Source organism: Nonomuraea sp. B5E05 (assembly GCF_039880665.1).
In the GTDB taxonomy this organism is placed as follows: domain Bacteria; phylum Actinomycetota; class Actinomycetes; order Streptosporangiales; family Streptosporangiaceae; genus Nonomuraea.
In genome coordinates, this window is the sequence record NZ_JBDPMJ010000014.1 from 60,598 (window position 1) to 75,458 (window position 14,861).

A 14,861-nucleotide genomic window follows, 5' to 3' on the forward strand; every position below is an offset into this window, starting at 1 on the left:
AACTGAGGAGATCCGCCCAGGTCAGGTGTGGCCGCCGTTGACGGTGAGGCATTGCCCGGTGACGAAGGCGGCACCGTCGGAAGCGAGATAGGACACCGCCGCCGCCACGTCGCCGGGCGTGCCCATCCGGCCCAGCGGCACCTCGGCGCGATAGCCGCTCTCGTCGAGGCCCGCGTGCCGCTCGACCGGGATCCAGCCGGGGGCGACGATGTTGACCGTGACGCCGTACGGGCCGAGCTCGCGGGCCCACGCCAGGGTCATCGCGTGCTGGGCGGCCTTGGCGGCGACGTAGGCGGACATGCCGGGCAGCTTGCGGTCGACGATGTCGGAGCCGATCTGGATGACGCGGCCGCCGCCGCGTTCCTTCATCCCGGGCAGCGCCGCCCGTACGAGCAGCGTGGGGCTCTTGACGAAGAACGTCAGCTGGTCGAGCTGCGACTGCCAGGTGAGGTCCTCGACGGCGACGGAGGGCTGCGGGCCGGTCGCGTTGGCCACCAGCACGTCCACCGGGCCCAGCCGTTCGGCGACGGCGGCCACCAGGCCCGTGACGCCGGCCTCGTCGGTGACGTCGGCGGCGAACGCCTCGGCGGTGCCGCCCGCCTCCCGGACGGCGGAGACGACCTCCTGGGCGCCGGCGCCGTTGGAGTGGTAGTTGACGGCGACGGCCAGGCCGTCGGCGGCGAGCCTGCGCGCGATGACGGCTCCGAGGCCGCGCGACGCGCCGGTGACGAGGGCGACTGACATGGGCCCGACTCTAGCGGCCGGGCTCCTCGTCACCTGAGCCGGAGGCCCGCGGGATGCGGCCCTTCGGTCTCCAGGCGGTACTCCATTCCGGTGATGGCCCGGTTGTCGTCGACCACCACCTCCGACGGAGGCTTCTCGCCGCCCATGATCGCCTCCTGCATCTTCGAGAACCGCTCATGGGCCTCCCGTACGTAGCCGGTGCCCAGGGTGGTGTGGTCGATCTGGGTGGCGAGGAGATCGCGGACATACTGCTTGTTCGGCTCGAACGTCACCGGCGGCGGCAGCGCGGGCGCGAGCACCTGGTCGGGGTCGCGGCCGTCGTGCCGCTTGAACAGCTCGGCCGCCAGCCGCAGGTGCTCCAGCTCCATGTTGAGGTGCAGCTCCCAGATGATCTTCACCTTGGGGTCGGACTCGGTCTCCATGAAGGAGTAGTAGAGGTAGCACTCGTTGTACTCGTGGTTGAGCAGCATCTCCCACCAGCTCTCGCCGGGGTCGACCAGCGACTCGTAGTGGGTGACGTGTTCCTCCTCGACGAGGCCGATCTCCTGGTAGAGCTGCCGGGCGATCGGCTCCATGTACATGGGGCCGACGTTCATGTAGAAGTTCATGGTCTGCTGCTCGGCCGACATGACGGTCAGCGCGTGCAGCCGCGACAGCGGCTCGGTCCTGCGCCGGTCGTAGGGCTCGCGTACGTTGTCGACGGGGTCGCGGTGGTGCAGGTAGGTCGGCCGGCCGGGCATCACCTCGGTGAGCTGGTCGACGATCTTCTCGGCCTTGCGGTGCTCGATCATCTCGTAGAGGTTGGCGTAGCGGTAGAGGTGGTCGAAGTCCTCCAGCACGCCGAACTCGTAGGCCTGCTTCAGATACGCGTCCGGCTCCATCCGGGCCACCCACGCGGTCAGGTCGACGGCCACCTGCTCGTACGCGATCGTCGTCTCCAGCACCGAGGCCGATCCCGGCAGCAACCAGTTGACCGCCTTCTGCTGCTGCGCCTCGATGGAGCGCACACGAGCGAGCTGCCGCCTGATCTCCTGATCCTGGCAGTGCCGGGCCAGGTGGTGGCTGAACATCATCGCCTCCACCTCGATGCCGTTCATGGTGATGATCCGGCACCGCGTGTACGGATCGCAGCGGTCGGCGTCGATGGGCGTGACGTGCAGCTCGCGCCAGTCACGCACCTGCTCGTCCAGCGGGACGCCCCGCTCCTGCAGTGGGTCGAAGGCCATGCCGCAGCGCGTACCCGTGGCCTGACCCGGCAACCTCCGCGTTCGGTCCCCGAACGGCCCGTGTTCGGTAAGTAAGCGCGTGCCCGCCGGGGAGCGGGGGTAGGGGCGCACTCGTGGGTGAACACGATGTCATCGATCTCCTGACGGCCCAGCACGGCCGTATCAGAGACCTGTTCGACGAGGTGGAGAAGGCGCCTCCGGACAAGGTCGAGGAGGCGTTCGACCGGCTGACGCGCATGTTGTGCGTGCACGAGACCGCCGAGGAGGAGATCGTGCACCCGTACGCGCGCAGGAAGCTCGACAACGGCCAGGGCGTGGTGGCCGACCGGCTGCAGGAGGAGAACCGCGCCAAGCGGCTCCTCGTCGAGCTGCACGAGGACGGGGTGGACCACCCGGAATTCTGGGACCGGCTGGCCGAGCTGCGCACGGCCGTGACCGCGCACGCGCGCAGCGAGGAGCGGTACGAGTTCGTCAAGCTGCGGGCGCACACCTCCATGGTCGAGCGGCGGGCCATGGCGGCGGCGGTACGGGCGGCGGAGGCCCTGGCGCCCGTGCGCCCGCACCCCGGCACGGAGTCCGTCGCCAGGAACATGCTGATGGGTACGCCCCTGGCGTTGATGGACCGGGCCCGGGACATGATCGGCAAGGCTCTCGGCAGGCGTTGACGGCACCTTTCGACAGTGGGCGAAATGTCGTCGTACTAGCGTCGCAGGCATGGAGTTCATCGCACGTGACGCCGACGTCGCGCCCGTCGCCTCGCTCATCGCGGATCCGACGAGGGCCGCCATGCTCACGGCGCTGCTCGGCGGGCGCGCGCTGGCGGCGGGGGAACTGGCCAGGGTCTCCGGGGTGAGCGCCGCCACCGCGAGCGCCCATCTGGCCAGGCTGCTCGACGGCGGGCTCGTGGACGTCGTGCGCCAGGGCCGCCACCGCTACTACCGGCTGGCCGGTCACGAGGTGGCCGAGGTGCTGGAGACGCTGGCCAGGATCAGCGGGCGCCCGCCCGTGCGCTCGCTGCGCCAGTCCCGGCAGGCCCGCCTGCTGGAGGAGGCCCGCACCTGCTACGACCACCTGGCAGGGCGGGCGGGCGTGGCCCTGCTGGACCGGCTGAGGGAAGGCGGCTACTACGCCGCGTACGACCTCACGGACGCGGGGGAGCGGCTGCTCGCGGGGCTCGGCGTGGACGTGGCCGGCGCACGCGGGTCCAGGAGGCGTTTCGCCCCTGAATGCCTCGACTGGACCGAGCGCAGGGCACATCTGGGCGGTGCGCTCGGGGCGGCGATCACGGGAGTGCTGCTGGAGCGCGGCTGGTTCCGCCGGGGCGCCGTGCTCAGAGCCGTCGTCCTCACCGAGGAGGGCAGGGAGGGGCTGTCGGCGTTGTTCGCTGGTAAGGAGCTAACATCGGGTACGCCGGTTACCTAGCAGCGAGAGAGACATCATGCGCGACAACGGAGTCGTGAACGTCGGCACCGAGCCCCTGACTTTCCGCGACGTCATCGAGGTGGCCCGCCACGGCGCCCCGGTGCGCCTCACCGACGACGCGGTCGCCGCCATGGCCGCCGCCCGCCAGCGGGTCGACGAGCTGGCCGAGAGCCCGACCCCCGCGTACGGCATCTCGACGGGGTTCGGGGCGCTGGCCACGCGGCACATCGACCCGGCGCTGCGCGCCCAGCTCCAGCGCTCCCTGGTGCGCTCGCACGCGGCCGGCAGCGGGCCCGAGGTCGAGACCGAGGTCGTGCGCGCGCTCATGCTGCTGCGCCTGCACACGCTGGCCACCGGCCACACCGGCATCAGGCCGGTCACGGCGAAGACCCTGGCCGCGCTCATCAGCGCGGGCATCACGCCGGTCGTGCACGAATACGGCAGCCTCGGCTGCTCCGGTGACCTGGCGCCGCTGGCGCACGTCGCGCTCACGCTGATGGGCGAGGGCGTCGTACGCGACGCCTCCGGCGCGCCGCTGCCGGCCGCCGAGGCGCTGAAGCAGGCGAGGATCGACCCCGTCGAGCTGGCCGCGAAGGAGGGCCTGGCGCTCATCAACGGCACCGACGGCATGCTGGGCATGCTGATCCTGGCCATCGACGACCTCACCAGGCTGGTCAGGACCGCCGACGTGAGCGCCGCGATGAGCGTGGAGGCGCTGCTGGGCACCGACCGGGTGTTCGCGCCCGAGCTGCAGGCGCTGCGGCCGCACCCGGGCCAGGCCCTGTCGGCCGCCAACATGACGAAAATTCTGCATGACTCCGGCGTCATGGCGAGCCATCGCGACCCGGAGGCCTGCACCCGCGTCCAGGACGCCTACTCCCTGCGCTGCGCACCCCAGGTCGCCGGCGCCGCCCGCGACACCATCGCGCACGCCGCCACCGTGGCAGGGCGCGAGCTGGCCAGCGCCGTCGACAACCCCGCCGTGCTGGCCGACGGCCGCGTCGAGTCCAACGGCAACTTCCACGGCGCCCCGATCGCGTACGTGCTGGACTTCCTGGCCGTCGTGGCCGCCGACCTGGCCTCCATGTCCGAACGGCGTACCGACCGGTTCCTCGACGTGGCCCGCAACCACGGGCTGCCCGCGTTCCTGGCCCACGATCCCGGCGTCGACTCCGGTCACATGATCGCCCAGTACACCCAGGCCGCCATCGTCTCCGAGCTCAAGCGGCTGGCCGTGCCGGCGAGCGTCGACTCCATCCCCAGCTCGGCCATGCAGGAGGACCACGTCTCCATGGGCTGGTCGGCCGCGCGCAAGCTGCGCAGGTCCGTGGACGGGCTGACCCGCGTGCTGGCCGTCGAGGTGCTCACCGCCGCCCGCGCGCTCGACCTGCGCGCCCCGCTGGAGCCCGCGCCCGCGACGGCGGCCGTGCTCGGCGCGTTGCGCGAGACCGTCCCCGCCCCCGGACCCGACCGGTTCCTCGCGCCGGAGATCGATTCCGCCGTGCGCCTGGTCGCCGACGGGGGCGTGGTGGCCGCCGCCGAGTCGGTGACCGGCCCCCTAGCGTGACGGGAGGGCGACGATCAGGTCCACCTCCAGCAGCAGCCCCGGCATGAACAACTTCGACACCTCGACGGTCGTGCTGGCCGGGGGCGTGCCGGTGATGTACTTCCTGCGCACCCGCCCGTACGCGACGCGGTCGTCCATGTCCGTCAGGTACGTCCTGATGAACACGACGTCGTCGAACGTCGCGCCCTGATCGGCGAGGATGCGGGCCACGACCTGGAACACGTGCTCGGCCTGGGCCGTCATGGAGCCCTCGCCGACGATGTTCCCCCGCTCGTCGAACGCGGCCTGGCCGGAGACGTAGAGCGTGTCGCCGGCGCGGACGGCGTGCGAGTACATGCCGTTCGTGGCCGGGACGGTCGCCAGGTTGAGCGGCACCGCCCGCCGCGCGCCGGATCCGGCCGCGGGGCCCGCGACGTGCTCCACGACGGCGGTCACGTCCCGCTCGCCGAGCCCGGCCGCCCGTGCCTCCTGCAGCCGCGTCCTGGCGGACGCGCTCATCGAGGCACCGTCCCACGCGGCCAGCTCCAGATCCTTGGCGGCGTGGGCCAGGGAGTAACGGGTCTCCCCGGAAGGTATCCGCAGCCGCTCGGCCGCCACGCCCAGCGGGGTGTCCGCCAGCACGTCGACGAGCGCGTCGCGGTCCACGCCGTGCGCCCCGGCGTACGCGAACGTCTCGGCGAGCAGCACCTGGACGGGCACGAGCGCGCTCATGACGGCGATCTTCATGGCCGCGCCCGCCCCCAGCGGACCGAGCTCCCTGACCCGCCCGAACGCCGACAGCACGTCGCGGCACCCCGCCACGTCGCCGCCGGCCAGCACCGTGAGGGTCCCGGACGCGGCGGGGCCCACGCTGCCCAGCACGGGCGCGTCCACCAGCCCCACCTCCGCCGGCAGCAGCGCGCGCAGTTCGCGCACCGCCTCCGGGCCGATCGTCGACATCTCCACCACGGTGGTGCCGGGCCGCAGCCCCGGCAGCGCCGCCGTCACCACCTCCCGCACCGCGGCCGGGTCGCTCAGCATCGTGATGACCAGGCCGGCGCCGTCCACCGCCGCGGCGGCCGTGACACCGTTCCCGCGCCGCCACGTCCGTACCTCGTGCCCGGCCTCGACCAGCCGCCGGGCCATCGGCGCTCCCATGCGCCCCTGTCCGAGAAAAGCAATCATGCGCTCAGTGAACTGGGAGTCGAGGCATTCCACCACCGACTAGATTGCATATCAGCCATGCTTGACACGAATGCCTTTGACGCCGCCACGCTGCGGCTCTTCGACGAGGTCGCGACGAGCGGCTCGTTCACCGCCGCCGCCGAGCTGTTCGGCTACACCCAGTCCGCGGTCTCCCGCCGCGTCGCCGCCCTCGAACGCGCCGCCGGAGGGCCGCTCTTCGAGCGCCTGGCCAGGGGCGTACGCCTGACGCCCGCCGGCGAGGCGCTGCACCGCCACGCCGTCGCCGTGCTCGACCGGCTCCAGCGGGCGGGCGAGGAACTGACCGCCATCCACGCCGGGCGAGGCGGCGTCCTGCGGGTGGGCGCGTTCGCCACGGCCAACGTCGGCCTCGTGCCCGGCACGCTCAGACGGTTCGCCGACCGGCACCCGGGCGTCGATCTGCGGCTGACGGAAGGGCTCAGCGCGCGGCTGGTCGACGGTCTGCACGCCGGGACGCTGGACGTGGCCGTGATCAGCGACTACCCCGCCGGGCTGCCCGCCGGCGTCGCCAGGACGGTGCCGCTGCTGGACGACCGGCTGCTCGTCGCGCTGCCCGGAGACCACCGGCTGGCCGCCGAGCACGACGTCGACCTGCGCGACCTGGCCGGGGAGAGCTGGATCGAGGCGGCCCCGCGCGGGCAGCCCACCCTCCTCGTGACGGCGTGCGCGGCGGCCGGGTTCACGCCGCGCACCGGGCTGCGGGTGGCCGAGTGGTCGGGCAAGTTCGGTTTCGTCGCCGCCGGGCTGGGCGTGACGCTGGTGCCCGAGCTGGCGGCCAGGGCCGTGCCGCGCGACCTGGTGCTGCGGCCGCTGCGGGGCATGGCGCCCGCGCGTAAGGTGTACGCGGCCCTGCCCGGCACCCCGCTGCCCGCCGCGCTGGAGCTCGCCGGGATGCTGGGACAATGGCAGATGTGCACGACGGATACGCCTGCTTAGGCGGCGTGCTCGCGACGGAGTTGCGCGATGTGACCACCGACCTCGCCGCCCTCGACGGCCAGGGCTGGTGGGCCGTCGTCGTCGACTACGAGGGCAAGGCGACGTGCGCCCGGTTCGACCGGGTGCGCCAAGCGCCCCTGCCCGCGCCGGCCCGCCCCTGGCGCGGGCCCCGCCCCGGCGAGTGGCGCAGCTCGCTCGACCGCGCCGCCTACGAGAGCGGCGTGCGGGCGATCCGCGCCGCCATCGAGCAGGGCGAGGTCTACCAGGCCAATCTCTGCCGGATCCTGTCGGCGCCCGCCCCGCCCGGCGCCGACCCGCTCGCGCTGGCCGCCCGCCTGGCGTCCGGCAACCCCGCGCCGCACTCCGCGGTGATCCAGGTGCCCGGGCTGAGCGTGGTGTCGGCCTCGCCCGAGCTCTACCTGTCGCGTGACGGCGACGTCGTCGAGTCCCGGCCCATCAAGGGCACCGGCGTCACCGCGGCCGACCTGCTGGAGAAGGACTACGCCGAGAACGTCATGATCGTCGACCTCGTCCGCAACGACCTCGGCAGGGTCGCCGACGTCGGATCCGTCGAGGTGCCCGCGCTGTGCGCGGTCGAGGAACACCCCGGCCTCGTCCACCTCGTCTCCACCGTCAGGGCCAGGCTGGCCCCGGGGGCGGGGTGGCCCGAGCTGTTCGCCGCGACGTTCCCGCCGGGGTCCGTCACGGGCGCGCCGAAGTCGTCGGCGGTCCGCATCATCAATGAGCTCGAACCAGCCCCCCGGGGCCCGTACTGTGGGGCCGTGGGCTGGGTCGACGCCGACCGGCGCACGGCGGCGCTGGCCGTGGGCATCAGGACGTTCTGGCTCACGGGCGGCGAGATCCGGTTCGGCACGGGCGCGGGCATCACCTGGGGCAGCGACCCCGGGCGCGAATGGTTCGAGACCGAGCTCAAGGCAGCCAGGCTCATCGCACTGGCATCCACAGGAGGAGACTGAAGTGAACATCCCTGTCTGGGTCAACGGGGAGCTGATCGACCCCGCTCAGGCCACCGTGTCGGTGTTCGACCACGGGCTGATGGTGGGCGACGGCGTCTTCGAGACCATCAAGATCGTCAAGGGTGAGTCGTTCGCGCTCACCCGGCACCTCGACCGGCTCACCCTCTCAGCCCAGCGCATGGACCTGCCCGAGCCGGACGTCGAGGCCATCGCCGACGGCATCGGCAAGCTCCTGGCCGCCGCTCCCGCCTGGCCGCTCGGCCGCATCCGCGTCACCTACACCAGCGGCCCCGGGCCGCTCGGCTCCGACCGCGGCGACCAGGGCACCACGTCCGTCGTCATCGTCGGCGAGCAGAAGCCGTTCCCGGCCGCCGCCGACGTCACCGTCGTCCCGTGGCCGCGCAACGAGCGCGGCGCCCTGGCCGGCGTCAAGAGCACGTCCTACGGCGACAACGCCAAGGCCCTGCTCTACGCCAAGCAGCGCGGCGGCGGCGAGGCCGTCTTCGGCAACCTCGCGGGCAACCTCTGCGAGGGCACCGGCTCCAACGTCTTCGTCGTGCGCGACGGCCGCCTGCTCACCCCCACCCTGGAGTCCGGCTGCCTGGCGGGCGTCACCAGGGCGCTGGTGCTCGAATGGTGCGGAGCTGAAGAGGCCGACATCCCGCTGGCGGCCCTCTACGAAGCCGACGAGGCCTTCCTCACCTCCACCACCCGCGACGTGCAGCCGATCAGGCGGGTCGACGACACCGAACTGCCCGTCGCGCCCGGTCCGATCACCACCAAGGCCATGCGGATCTTCGCCGAACGCTCTGCCGCCGACCTCGACCCATGAGCTAGGGTCATGCCTCACAACTGATCGTGTGAGGCATACGTGGCAGTCGATCCGCTCCGCCCGGGGGACCCCGAGGCGGTGGGAGAGTTCCGCATCGTGGGCCGTCTCGGCCAGGGCGGGCAGGGCATCGTCTACCTGGGCGAGTCGCCAGGCTCCGGCCAGGCGGCCGTCAAGGTGATGACCGGCGGGATCGACCGGGCCTTCGCCCGCGAGCTCGCCGCCGCGCGGATGGTCGACGAGTTCTGCACCGCGCGCGTGCTCGTGGCCGACCTCGACCACGACCCTCCCTACGTCGCCGCCGAGTACATCGACGGCACCGCCCTCGCGACCGCCGGGCCGGTGCGGGGCGCCGCGCTGACCCGGCTGGCCATCGGCACCGTCACCGCCCTGGCCGCCATCCACCGGGCCGGCGTGGTGCACAGGGACTTCAAACCCGCCAATGTGCTGCTGGGGCCCGACGGGCCGCGGGTGATCGACTTCGGCATCGCCCGGCTGGTGGACGCCACCGCGACGGCGGGCTCCACCTCGGGGACGCCCCCGTACATGTCGCCCGAGCAGTTGTCCGGTGACACCGTCGGGCCCGCGGCCGACCTGTTCGCGTGGGGCTCGACCATGACGTTCGCGGCGACGGGTGAGCCGCCGTTCGGGCGCGACACGTTCGCGGCGGTGGCGTACCGGATCCTGCACGGCGAGCCCGCCCTCGGCGGCCTGCCCGAGCCGCTGCGCGGGATCGTGGCGCGCTGCCTGGCCAAGGACCCTTCCGCCCGGCCCAGCGCCCGTACGGTGCTGCTGGAACTCCTCGGCGAGCCCCCGGACCCGCCCGGCGCGAGCGCCGCACCCGCACCGGAGAGCCACGTCCCGGACGACCGGGCTGGTGGGGCGGATGTCGCCGGTGGCCAGGCTCGTGGGGCGGGGCCTGGTGGTGATCGGGCTGGTGGTGCGGATCCTGGCGGTGGCCAGGCTCGTGAGGCGGATCCTGCCGGCGGCGAGGGAGGGGCCGGCGCAGCGGAGCGGGAACTGCGGGAGCTCAGCAGGGGAGCGCGGGCGGCTGCGGGCGGAGGGCGAGGCCGGGTGTCGCGGCGGGCGCTGCTGCTCGGGGCGGGCGCGGTCGCGGGCGCGGTGGCCGTGTCGGGAGGCGTGCTGTGGTGGCGCTCAGCTCAGGGCCCGGCATCCGGCGGGCGGGTCGCCGGGCCCGCCACCGCGGGGACCCCGGACGTGAGCGGCTCCGTGACGCCCAGCGCACCCGCGGGCTCGGCGACCCCGGCAGCGCGAAACCGCTCGCCTGGCGCCACCGCGACACCCGAGCGCACGATCGTCCCGCCGCGGCCCGAAGGGCAGGACATCGTGATCGCGATGCAGAGCGCGATCACGGTGCAGCCGATGGCGGACCTGACCTTCGACGGCGCCCTGACGCAGAGCGAGTTCGCCGCGAAGGCGCACGGCCGGATCCGGTTCCACCCCGAGGTGAGCTTCAGCCCGCAGAACTGCGCCTACGCCATGACCGTCACCCCGGCCGGCGAGCCCGCGATGGACGTGACCATGGTGTTGTCCGAGGGCTCCGCCGAGCTGTTCGTCGACGGGAAACCGCAAGGGGAGCGCGAGCCGCGTGGCCAGGACTACCTCGACATGGTCGTCACCATGTCGGGAATCGGCGTCATCCTGGACCTGGTGGGGCGCACGGAGCGGGTGGACGCGGCCGGCCTGCGCTACTCCGGCAGCCTGCCCGCGGAGAAGGCGCCCGGCGCGATCCAGGAGCAGCTCGCGGGCATGGCCGCCTGGAAGACGAGCGAGCTCAAAGGCACCAGGATCAACTGGCAGCTGGAACTGGACCGGCAGAACCGTCCCCGGCTCTTCGTGCTCTCCTGGGTGACCGAGGTGCGCGGCACCGAGCTCGCCTCCACCTACTCCACGACGTTCGGGGGCTGGCGGCAGGGGGAGATCGCCGCGCCCGGCTAGGGATCCGGACGCGCCATGGGATCGCCTCAGGCGCGTCCTGCGGCGATGATGAGGGACATGGAGACAGCCCCGGTGCCGCCGATCTCCACCATGGGTGCCATCGTCACGGTGGAGCGCGTGCTCGCCCGAACCCCCGCCCTAGCCGTCCTGCTGCCGATGATCCAGGCCTTCGACACCGGCTGCCTGCTGAACATCGACGTCGTGGCCCGCAACACCGCGGCGCCGCGCGGCCTGGCGCTGCAGCTCGATTCCGCGTTCTCCGGCGAGGAGAGCACGTCGCTGCACATCACGCTGCGCTATCCGGACGGCGTCGAAGTCGCCTCGGACGCCGACCACCACTGCGCGCCGCCGAGCCTTTCCTGGTTTCCCGGCGGCGTGCGCGGCGACGCGACGTTCACCCTCTACCAGACGCCCCTGTGGCTGCACCCACTGCCGCCGCCGGAGGACTTCGTCCTCACCATGGAGTGGCCGTGGGCCGGCATCGGCCTCGAGACCGTGCGGCTCGACGGCGCCGCCATCGCGGGCGCGGCGGCGCGGTCGAAGCAATGCTGGCCGTCCTGGAGGACCACCGAGCTTCAGTAGGACTTCTGCGTCTGTACGTTGAAGTCGTCCATCTTGACCTGCCTGGCCGGGTCGGTGAGCGGATGGTCGATCCGCAGCACGTCGAGGCCCTGGCGCATGTCGCTGGAGTAGATGTAGCCGTTGTAGTAGTACGCGGACCAGGAGCCCACGGTGCCGCCGGTCTCGTCGGGCCCGCGCTCGAAGAAGCCGATCTCCTTCGGGTTGGCGGAGTCGGTGAAGTCCCAGATCGACACGCCGCCCTGGTACCACGACTGGACCATGACGTCCTTGCCCGGCACCGGGATCAGGGAGCCGTTGTGGGCGACGCAGTTCTCGTCCGGCTGCTGCTCCCTCGGGATCTTGAAGTAGCTGCGCCGCTCCAACTGGCCGTTGATCAGGTCGTAGACGGCGTCCGCGCCCTTCGTGGGAGGGGTGTTCCTGTCGCAGGTGGCCATGGCGCCGCCGCCGAGCTCGTCACCGAACACGATCTTGGTGCCGTCGTTGTTGAACGTCGCCGAGTGCCAGATCTGGAAGTTCTCGGGATCGTTGAGCCGCTGGACGACCTTCGGCTCGACCGGGTTGGAGATGTCGAGGATCACACCGTCGCCGAAGCAGGCGGCCGCGGCCACGTTCTTCTCCGGGTAGGCGGTGATGTCATGGCAGCCGGAGCCGCCCTCGCTGTTGGAGCGCTCCGGGAAGAGGTCCGGCTTCGCCGCCATCTTCGCCGACTGCGGGTCCTGTACCGGGATCTCCACGATCTGGATGAGCTCGTGGGGCGGCTGGCAGGTCTCCGACTCGGGCTCCGGGCCGGGGGAGGAGACGTACACGTACACGGTCTCCCCGGCGGGGACCATCGTGTGCGTGTGGGAGCCGCAGTCGGTCTGGACCGCGCTGACGTATCTAGGGCTCTTCTTGTCGCTGATGTCGAAGATGCGCAGACCTTCCCAGCTGCGGCGGTCATCGCGAGAGTCGCACTCGGGGCCGCTGCGCGGCTCGTCGATCGACAGGATGAGCAGGTCGCCGTAGACGGTGACGTCGTTCTGCTGCGCCGGGCAGGACACCTGGCTGACGATCTGCGGCTTCGTCGGGTCGCTGATGTCGTAGATCGTGAACCCGCCGAAGTTGCCCATGTACGCGTAGTCGCCCTGGAAGGCGAGGTCCGTGTTGAGGTCTTCCGAACCGTCTAACGGGGCGGTCCTCGGAATGTTGGCGACGTGTTCCACGTTGTCGCTCTTCATCACGCCGTCCGCGGTGGTCTTTGCCGGAGCGCCGGTCTCCTGCGACGACCCGGCGGGCGTTTCGGGCATGCCCCCCAGCGGGACTCCGGAGCACGCGGAGACCAGCAGCAGGACCGTACACAGCAACGCTCCGCGCAGCTTGGCAGAGATCAACGCGCATTCCCCTTCAGGTTGTGGCTCAGTATGGAAGCTATGTCAGCAGGTTCGACGCCGCGCACGGTCTTTTTCACGGTTCTGACCATATTGGGCCTCAGTGCCTGCTCGCAGCCGCCTGCCCAACCCTCTGCCGTGGGTACGCAGGCGCCGGTCATCGTGCCGGGCAGCCCAGGAGGCCAGGGACGCACGGCGACACCGGGGGAGCGGCTCGGGCAGACGCCCGCCCCGACCGTGGCCTCCGACGTACGTTTCGCCGAGGCCATGATCCCGCACCATCGCCAGGCTCTGGAAATGACGGCGCTGGTGGACGACCGCACGACCACGCCCACCATCCGCTCGATCGCCCGCGCGATCGACGCCGCCCAGCTGCCGGAGATCAAGGGCATGACCAGCTGGCTCTCCGAGCTGGGCCGCTCCGCGCCGTCGGGACACGACCACGGGGAGGCCGAGGGCTACGGGATGGCGACCGAGCAGCAGCTGAACGCGCTGGGCGCGGCCAAGGGGACCGCCTTCGACCGGTTGTTCCTCCAGTTGATGATCAGACATCACCAGGGGGCGGTGAAGATGGCGGGAGAGCAGCTCGCGACCGGCCGGGATCGGCGCATGCGGCTGCTCGCCAAGGATGTGTACTCGGGTCAGAGCATCGAGATCACCCGCATGAAGCGGGTGCTGGAATCGCTGCCGGCCTAGCTCCGGGTCGGGGGGTGCTCCGGGTCAGGGGAGGCCGGGGGCCGCGTGGTCGCTCCCGGTCGCGAAGCCGCTCTCGGTCACGAGGGCGCTTGCGGTCACGAGGGCCAGAGCATGTTGGTCAGCTCGCTGTCGAGATCCATGAAGTCGGTCTCGCGGCCCGCGGGCACCTTCTCGTACGTGCGGTGGAGGAACTCCGTGAGCGGGGCCAGCGGTACTTCGAAGAGCGCCTGCCCGAACGGTGACGTGAGACTGATGTGCAGCGTGCGCTCGCCGTCGGCACGGGCAGGCCACACCTGCACGTCGCCGTCGCCGACACGTCGCACGATGCCCACGGTCAGCAGTTCGCGAGCAAAGATCCACTCGACCGGCTCGTCGTTCCCTACGTGGAAGGCCATGCGGATGGCGTATGGGTCGTCAGCTGTGTAACTCAACCCGGCGAGCAGGGGGACGGTTGTACGGTCGGGGACCACAAGCCGAAGGCCAAGCTCGGCGGAGACGGTGGTGCTGTTCATCGTCAGCCAAACCTTTTCGTCGTAGGTCCCCTCTACGGGGCTTTCACTGCTCTGACGGACTTCGTCCTGAGCATGACGCAGGGAACGAAGAAACCCGTAGGAAAGATTCCGCTCCTAGGGCCTTCTGTAACGCACATCACAGCTGGACATTTAGGCATCTACCTGGCCAAACGGCATCAATCGGGTCGTATTTGCAAGGGTTTTGCGTGCGGTGGACCGTGTTCCGGAGGCGTCGGTCATGAACGTTTCTTGCGAAATGATCGCGACCGGCGTCTTCCGGAACACGACTGATGGTATGCCACCGACCCGCCATGCCGATGGGCAACCGCCGCGTTTCACCCGAATCCCTACTGCTGCGCCGATCCCGTCCCCCGCCGCCCCCTCCCGCCGCCTGGCCCACCCGCTTCTGATCACATCGCTTCGCCAGCAGGCGCCAGAGTGCGGTATGGTTTTCCCCGTCGGCACCAAGCGGAGCCGGCAGGGCGGGCGATTAGCTCAGCGGGAGAGCGCTTCGTTCACACCGAAGAGGTCACTGGTTCGATCCCAGTATCGCCCACCGAGGTCAAAGGCCACCTCCCAACGCGGGAAGTGGCCTTTTTGATCTTTGCGCAGCAGCAAAGTGCAGCAGTCACTACCGGTCGAGACTGTCCCCCAGGCGCCTGAGAGCGTGGCCGCCTGGGTTGGAGAGCCGGGGGAGGGTTTCTACGCCGCCTCCAAGGCGGCACTGGCCCGTTACTCCGAAGCCCTGCGCCACGAGGTGTGGCATCTGGGCATCCACGTGGCCCTGGTCGAGCGATAACCACGCCTCGGAGGGTGCCCCGTTCTCGCCCGGCAGGCCCAG

General features: G+C 71.4%; 15 protein-coding genes and 1 tRNA gene. 11 read left to right on the forward strand and 5 right to left on the reverse strand.

Features of this window, described 5'->3' with window-relative positions; translation table 11 throughout:
- Positions 1-21 precede the first annotated feature (21 nt).
- Both ABGB01_RS25240 and ABGB01_RS25245 read right to left on the reverse strand, forming a co-directional pair.
- Entirely contained in the window at positions 22-744 is a 723-nt protein-coding gene (locus tag ABGB01_RS25240) for an SDR family oxidoreductase (protein WP_347776016.1), read from the reverse strand.
- Positions 745-773: 29 nt separating this feature from the next.
- A complete protein-coding gene (locus tag ABGB01_RS25245; protein WP_347776017.1) occupies positions 774-1,970 on the reverse strand; it encodes a hypothetical protein in 1,197 nt (398 codons plus the stop codon).
- 113 nt (positions 1,971-2,083) lie between these two features.
- Between ABGB01_RS25245 and ABGB01_RS25250 the strand changes: the two genes are divergently transcribed.
- The 3 genes from ABGB01_RS25250 to hutH are packed head-to-tail and all read left to right on the forward strand — an operon-like array spanning position 2,084 to position 4,959.
- Positions 2,084-2,635, forward strand: coding sequence for a hemerythrin domain-containing protein (locus ABGB01_RS25250; protein WP_347621154.1), 552 nt, complete (start codon positions 2,084-2,086; stop codon positions 2,633-2,635).
- Positions 2,636-2,684: 49 nt separating this feature from the next.
- Complete coding sequence (locus tag ABGB01_RS25255; RefSeq protein WP_347776018.1) at positions 2,685-3,392, forward strand: metalloregulator ArsR/SmtB family transcription factor; 708 nt, start codon at positions 2,685-2,687, stop codon at positions 3,390-3,392.
- Between the two features lie 16 nt (positions 3,393-3,408).
- On the forward strand, positions 3,409-4,959 hold the full coding sequence (hutH, locus tag ABGB01_RS25260; protein WP_347776019.1) for a histidine ammonia-lyase: 1,551 nt from the start codon (positions 3,409-3,411) through the stop codon (positions 4,957-4,959).
- Here the strand turns inward: hutH and ABGB01_RS25265 are convergent.
- On the reverse strand, positions 4,951-6,123 hold the full coding sequence (locus ABGB01_RS25265) for a Rid family hydrolase (protein ID WP_347776020.1): 1,173 nt from the start codon (positions 6,121-6,123) through the stop codon (positions 4,951-4,953). The two genes, hutH and ABGB01_RS25265, sit on opposite strands and share 9 nt — an antisense overlap.
- 57 nt (positions 6,124-6,180) lie before the next feature.
- Between ABGB01_RS25265 and ABGB01_RS25270 the strand changes: the two genes are divergently transcribed.
- The 5 genes from ABGB01_RS25270 to ABGB01_RS25290 are packed head-to-tail and all read left to right on the forward strand — an operon-like array spanning position 6,181 to position 11,445.
- Positions 6,181-7,098, forward strand: a complete 918-nt coding sequence (locus tag ABGB01_RS25270; RefSeq protein WP_347776021.1) for a LysR family transcriptional regulator — start codon at positions 6,181-6,183, stop codon at positions 7,096-7,098.
- Complete coding sequence (locus ABGB01_RS25275; RefSeq protein ID WP_347776022.1) at positions 7,065-8,075, forward strand: chorismate-binding protein; 1,011 nt, start codon at positions 7,065-7,067, stop codon at positions 8,073-8,075. The genes ABGB01_RS25270 and ABGB01_RS25275 overlap by 34 nt, the downstream gene beginning before the upstream one ends.
- Position 8,076: 1 nt before the next feature.
- A complete protein-coding gene (locus ABGB01_RS25280; protein ID WP_347776023.1) occupies positions 8,077-8,907 on the forward strand; it encodes an aminotransferase class IV in 831 nt (276 codons plus the stop codon).
- A gap of 39 nt (positions 8,908-8,946) precedes the next feature.
- Complete coding sequence (locus ABGB01_RS25285) at positions 8,947-10,863, forward strand: serine/threonine-protein kinase (protein WP_347776024.1); 1,917 nt, start codon at positions 8,947-8,949, stop codon at positions 10,861-10,863.
- A 57-nt stretch (positions 10,864-10,920) separates the two neighbouring features.
- Positions 10,921-11,445 carry a hypothetical protein gene (locus tag ABGB01_RS25290; RefSeq protein WP_347776025.1) on the forward strand — a complete coding sequence of 175 codons (525 nt, stop codon included), beginning with the start codon at positions 10,921-10,923 and terminating at the stop codon, positions 11,443-11,445.
- Here ABGB01_RS25290 and ABGB01_RS25295 read toward each other — a convergent pair.
- Positions 11,439-12,815 (reverse strand): hypothetical protein, encoded by a 1,377-nt coding sequence (locus tag ABGB01_RS25295; RefSeq protein ID WP_347776026.1) that lies wholly within the window; start codon positions 12,813-12,815, stop codon positions 11,439-11,441. The genes ABGB01_RS25290 and ABGB01_RS25295 overlap by 7 nt on opposite strands.
- Before the next feature lie 135 nt (positions 12,816-12,950).
- Between ABGB01_RS25295 and ABGB01_RS25300 the strand changes: the two genes are divergently transcribed.
- A complete protein-coding gene (locus ABGB01_RS25300) occupies positions 12,951-13,508 on the forward strand; it encodes a DUF305 domain-containing protein (protein WP_347776027.1) in 558 nt (185 codons plus the stop codon).
- A 95-nt stretch (positions 13,509-13,603) separates the two neighbouring features.
- Here ABGB01_RS25300 and ABGB01_RS25305 read toward each other — a convergent pair whose 3' ends face one another.
- A complete protein-coding gene (locus ABGB01_RS25305) occupies positions 13,604-14,020 on the reverse strand; it encodes an SsgA family sporulation/cell division regulator (RefSeq protein ID WP_132341648.1) in 417 nt (138 codons plus the stop codon).
- Between the two features lie 484 nt (positions 14,021-14,504).
- Between ABGB01_RS25305 and ABGB01_RS25310 the strand changes: the two genes are divergently transcribed.
- Together ABGB01_RS25310 and ABGB01_RS25315 are read left to right on the forward strand one after the other, a co-directional pair.
- A tRNA-Val gene (locus tag ABGB01_RS25310) sits at positions 14,505-14,576 on the forward strand.
- Positions 14,577-14,687: 111 nt separating this feature from the next.
- The gene (locus tag ABGB01_RS25315; RefSeq protein WP_347776028.1) at positions 14,688-14,819 is read left to right on the forward strand and encodes a hypothetical protein; all 132 of its coding nucleotides are present in this window, start codon (positions 14,688-14,690) and stop codon (positions 14,817-14,819) included.
- Positions 14,820-14,861: the final 42 nt, after the last annotated feature.

Bases quoted from the DNA above. Each gene is read 5' to 3' on its own strand.
- ABGB01_RS25240 (WP_347776016.1), bottom strand. From the start codon at position 744: ATGTCAGTCGCCCTCGTCACCGGCGCGTCGCGCGGCCTCGGAGCCGTC.
- ABGB01_RS25245 (WP_347776017.1), bottom strand. From the start codon at position 1,970: ATGGCCTTCGACCCACTGCAGGAGCGGGGCGTCCCGCTGGACGAGCAG.
- ABGB01_RS25255 (WP_347776018.1), top strand. From the start codon at position 2,685: ATGGAGTTCATCGCACGTGACGCCGACGTCGCGCCCGTCGCCTCGCTC.
- hutH (WP_347776019.1), top strand. From the start codon at position 3,409: ATGCGCGACAACGGAGTCGTGAACGTCGGCACCGAGCCCCTGACTTTC.
- ABGB01_RS25265 (WP_347776020.1), bottom strand. From the start codon at position 6,123: ATGATTGCTTTTCTCGGACAGGGGCGCATGGGAGCGCCGATGGCCCGG.
- ABGB01_RS25270 (WP_347776021.1), top strand. From the start codon at position 6,181: ATGCTTGACACGAATGCCTTTGACGCCGCCACGCTGCGGCTCTTCGAC.
- ABGB01_RS25275 (WP_347776022.1), top strand. From the start codon at position 7,065: ATGGCAGATGTGCACGACGGATACGCCTGCTTAGGCGGCGTGCTCGCG.
- ABGB01_RS25290 (WP_347776025.1), top strand. From the start codon at position 10,921: ATGGAGACAGCCCCGGTGCCGCCGATCTCCACCATGGGTGCCATCGTC.
- ABGB01_RS25305 (WP_132341648.1), bottom strand. From the start codon at position 14,020: ATGAACAGCACCACCGTCTCCGCCGAGCTTGGCCTTCGGCTTGTGGTC.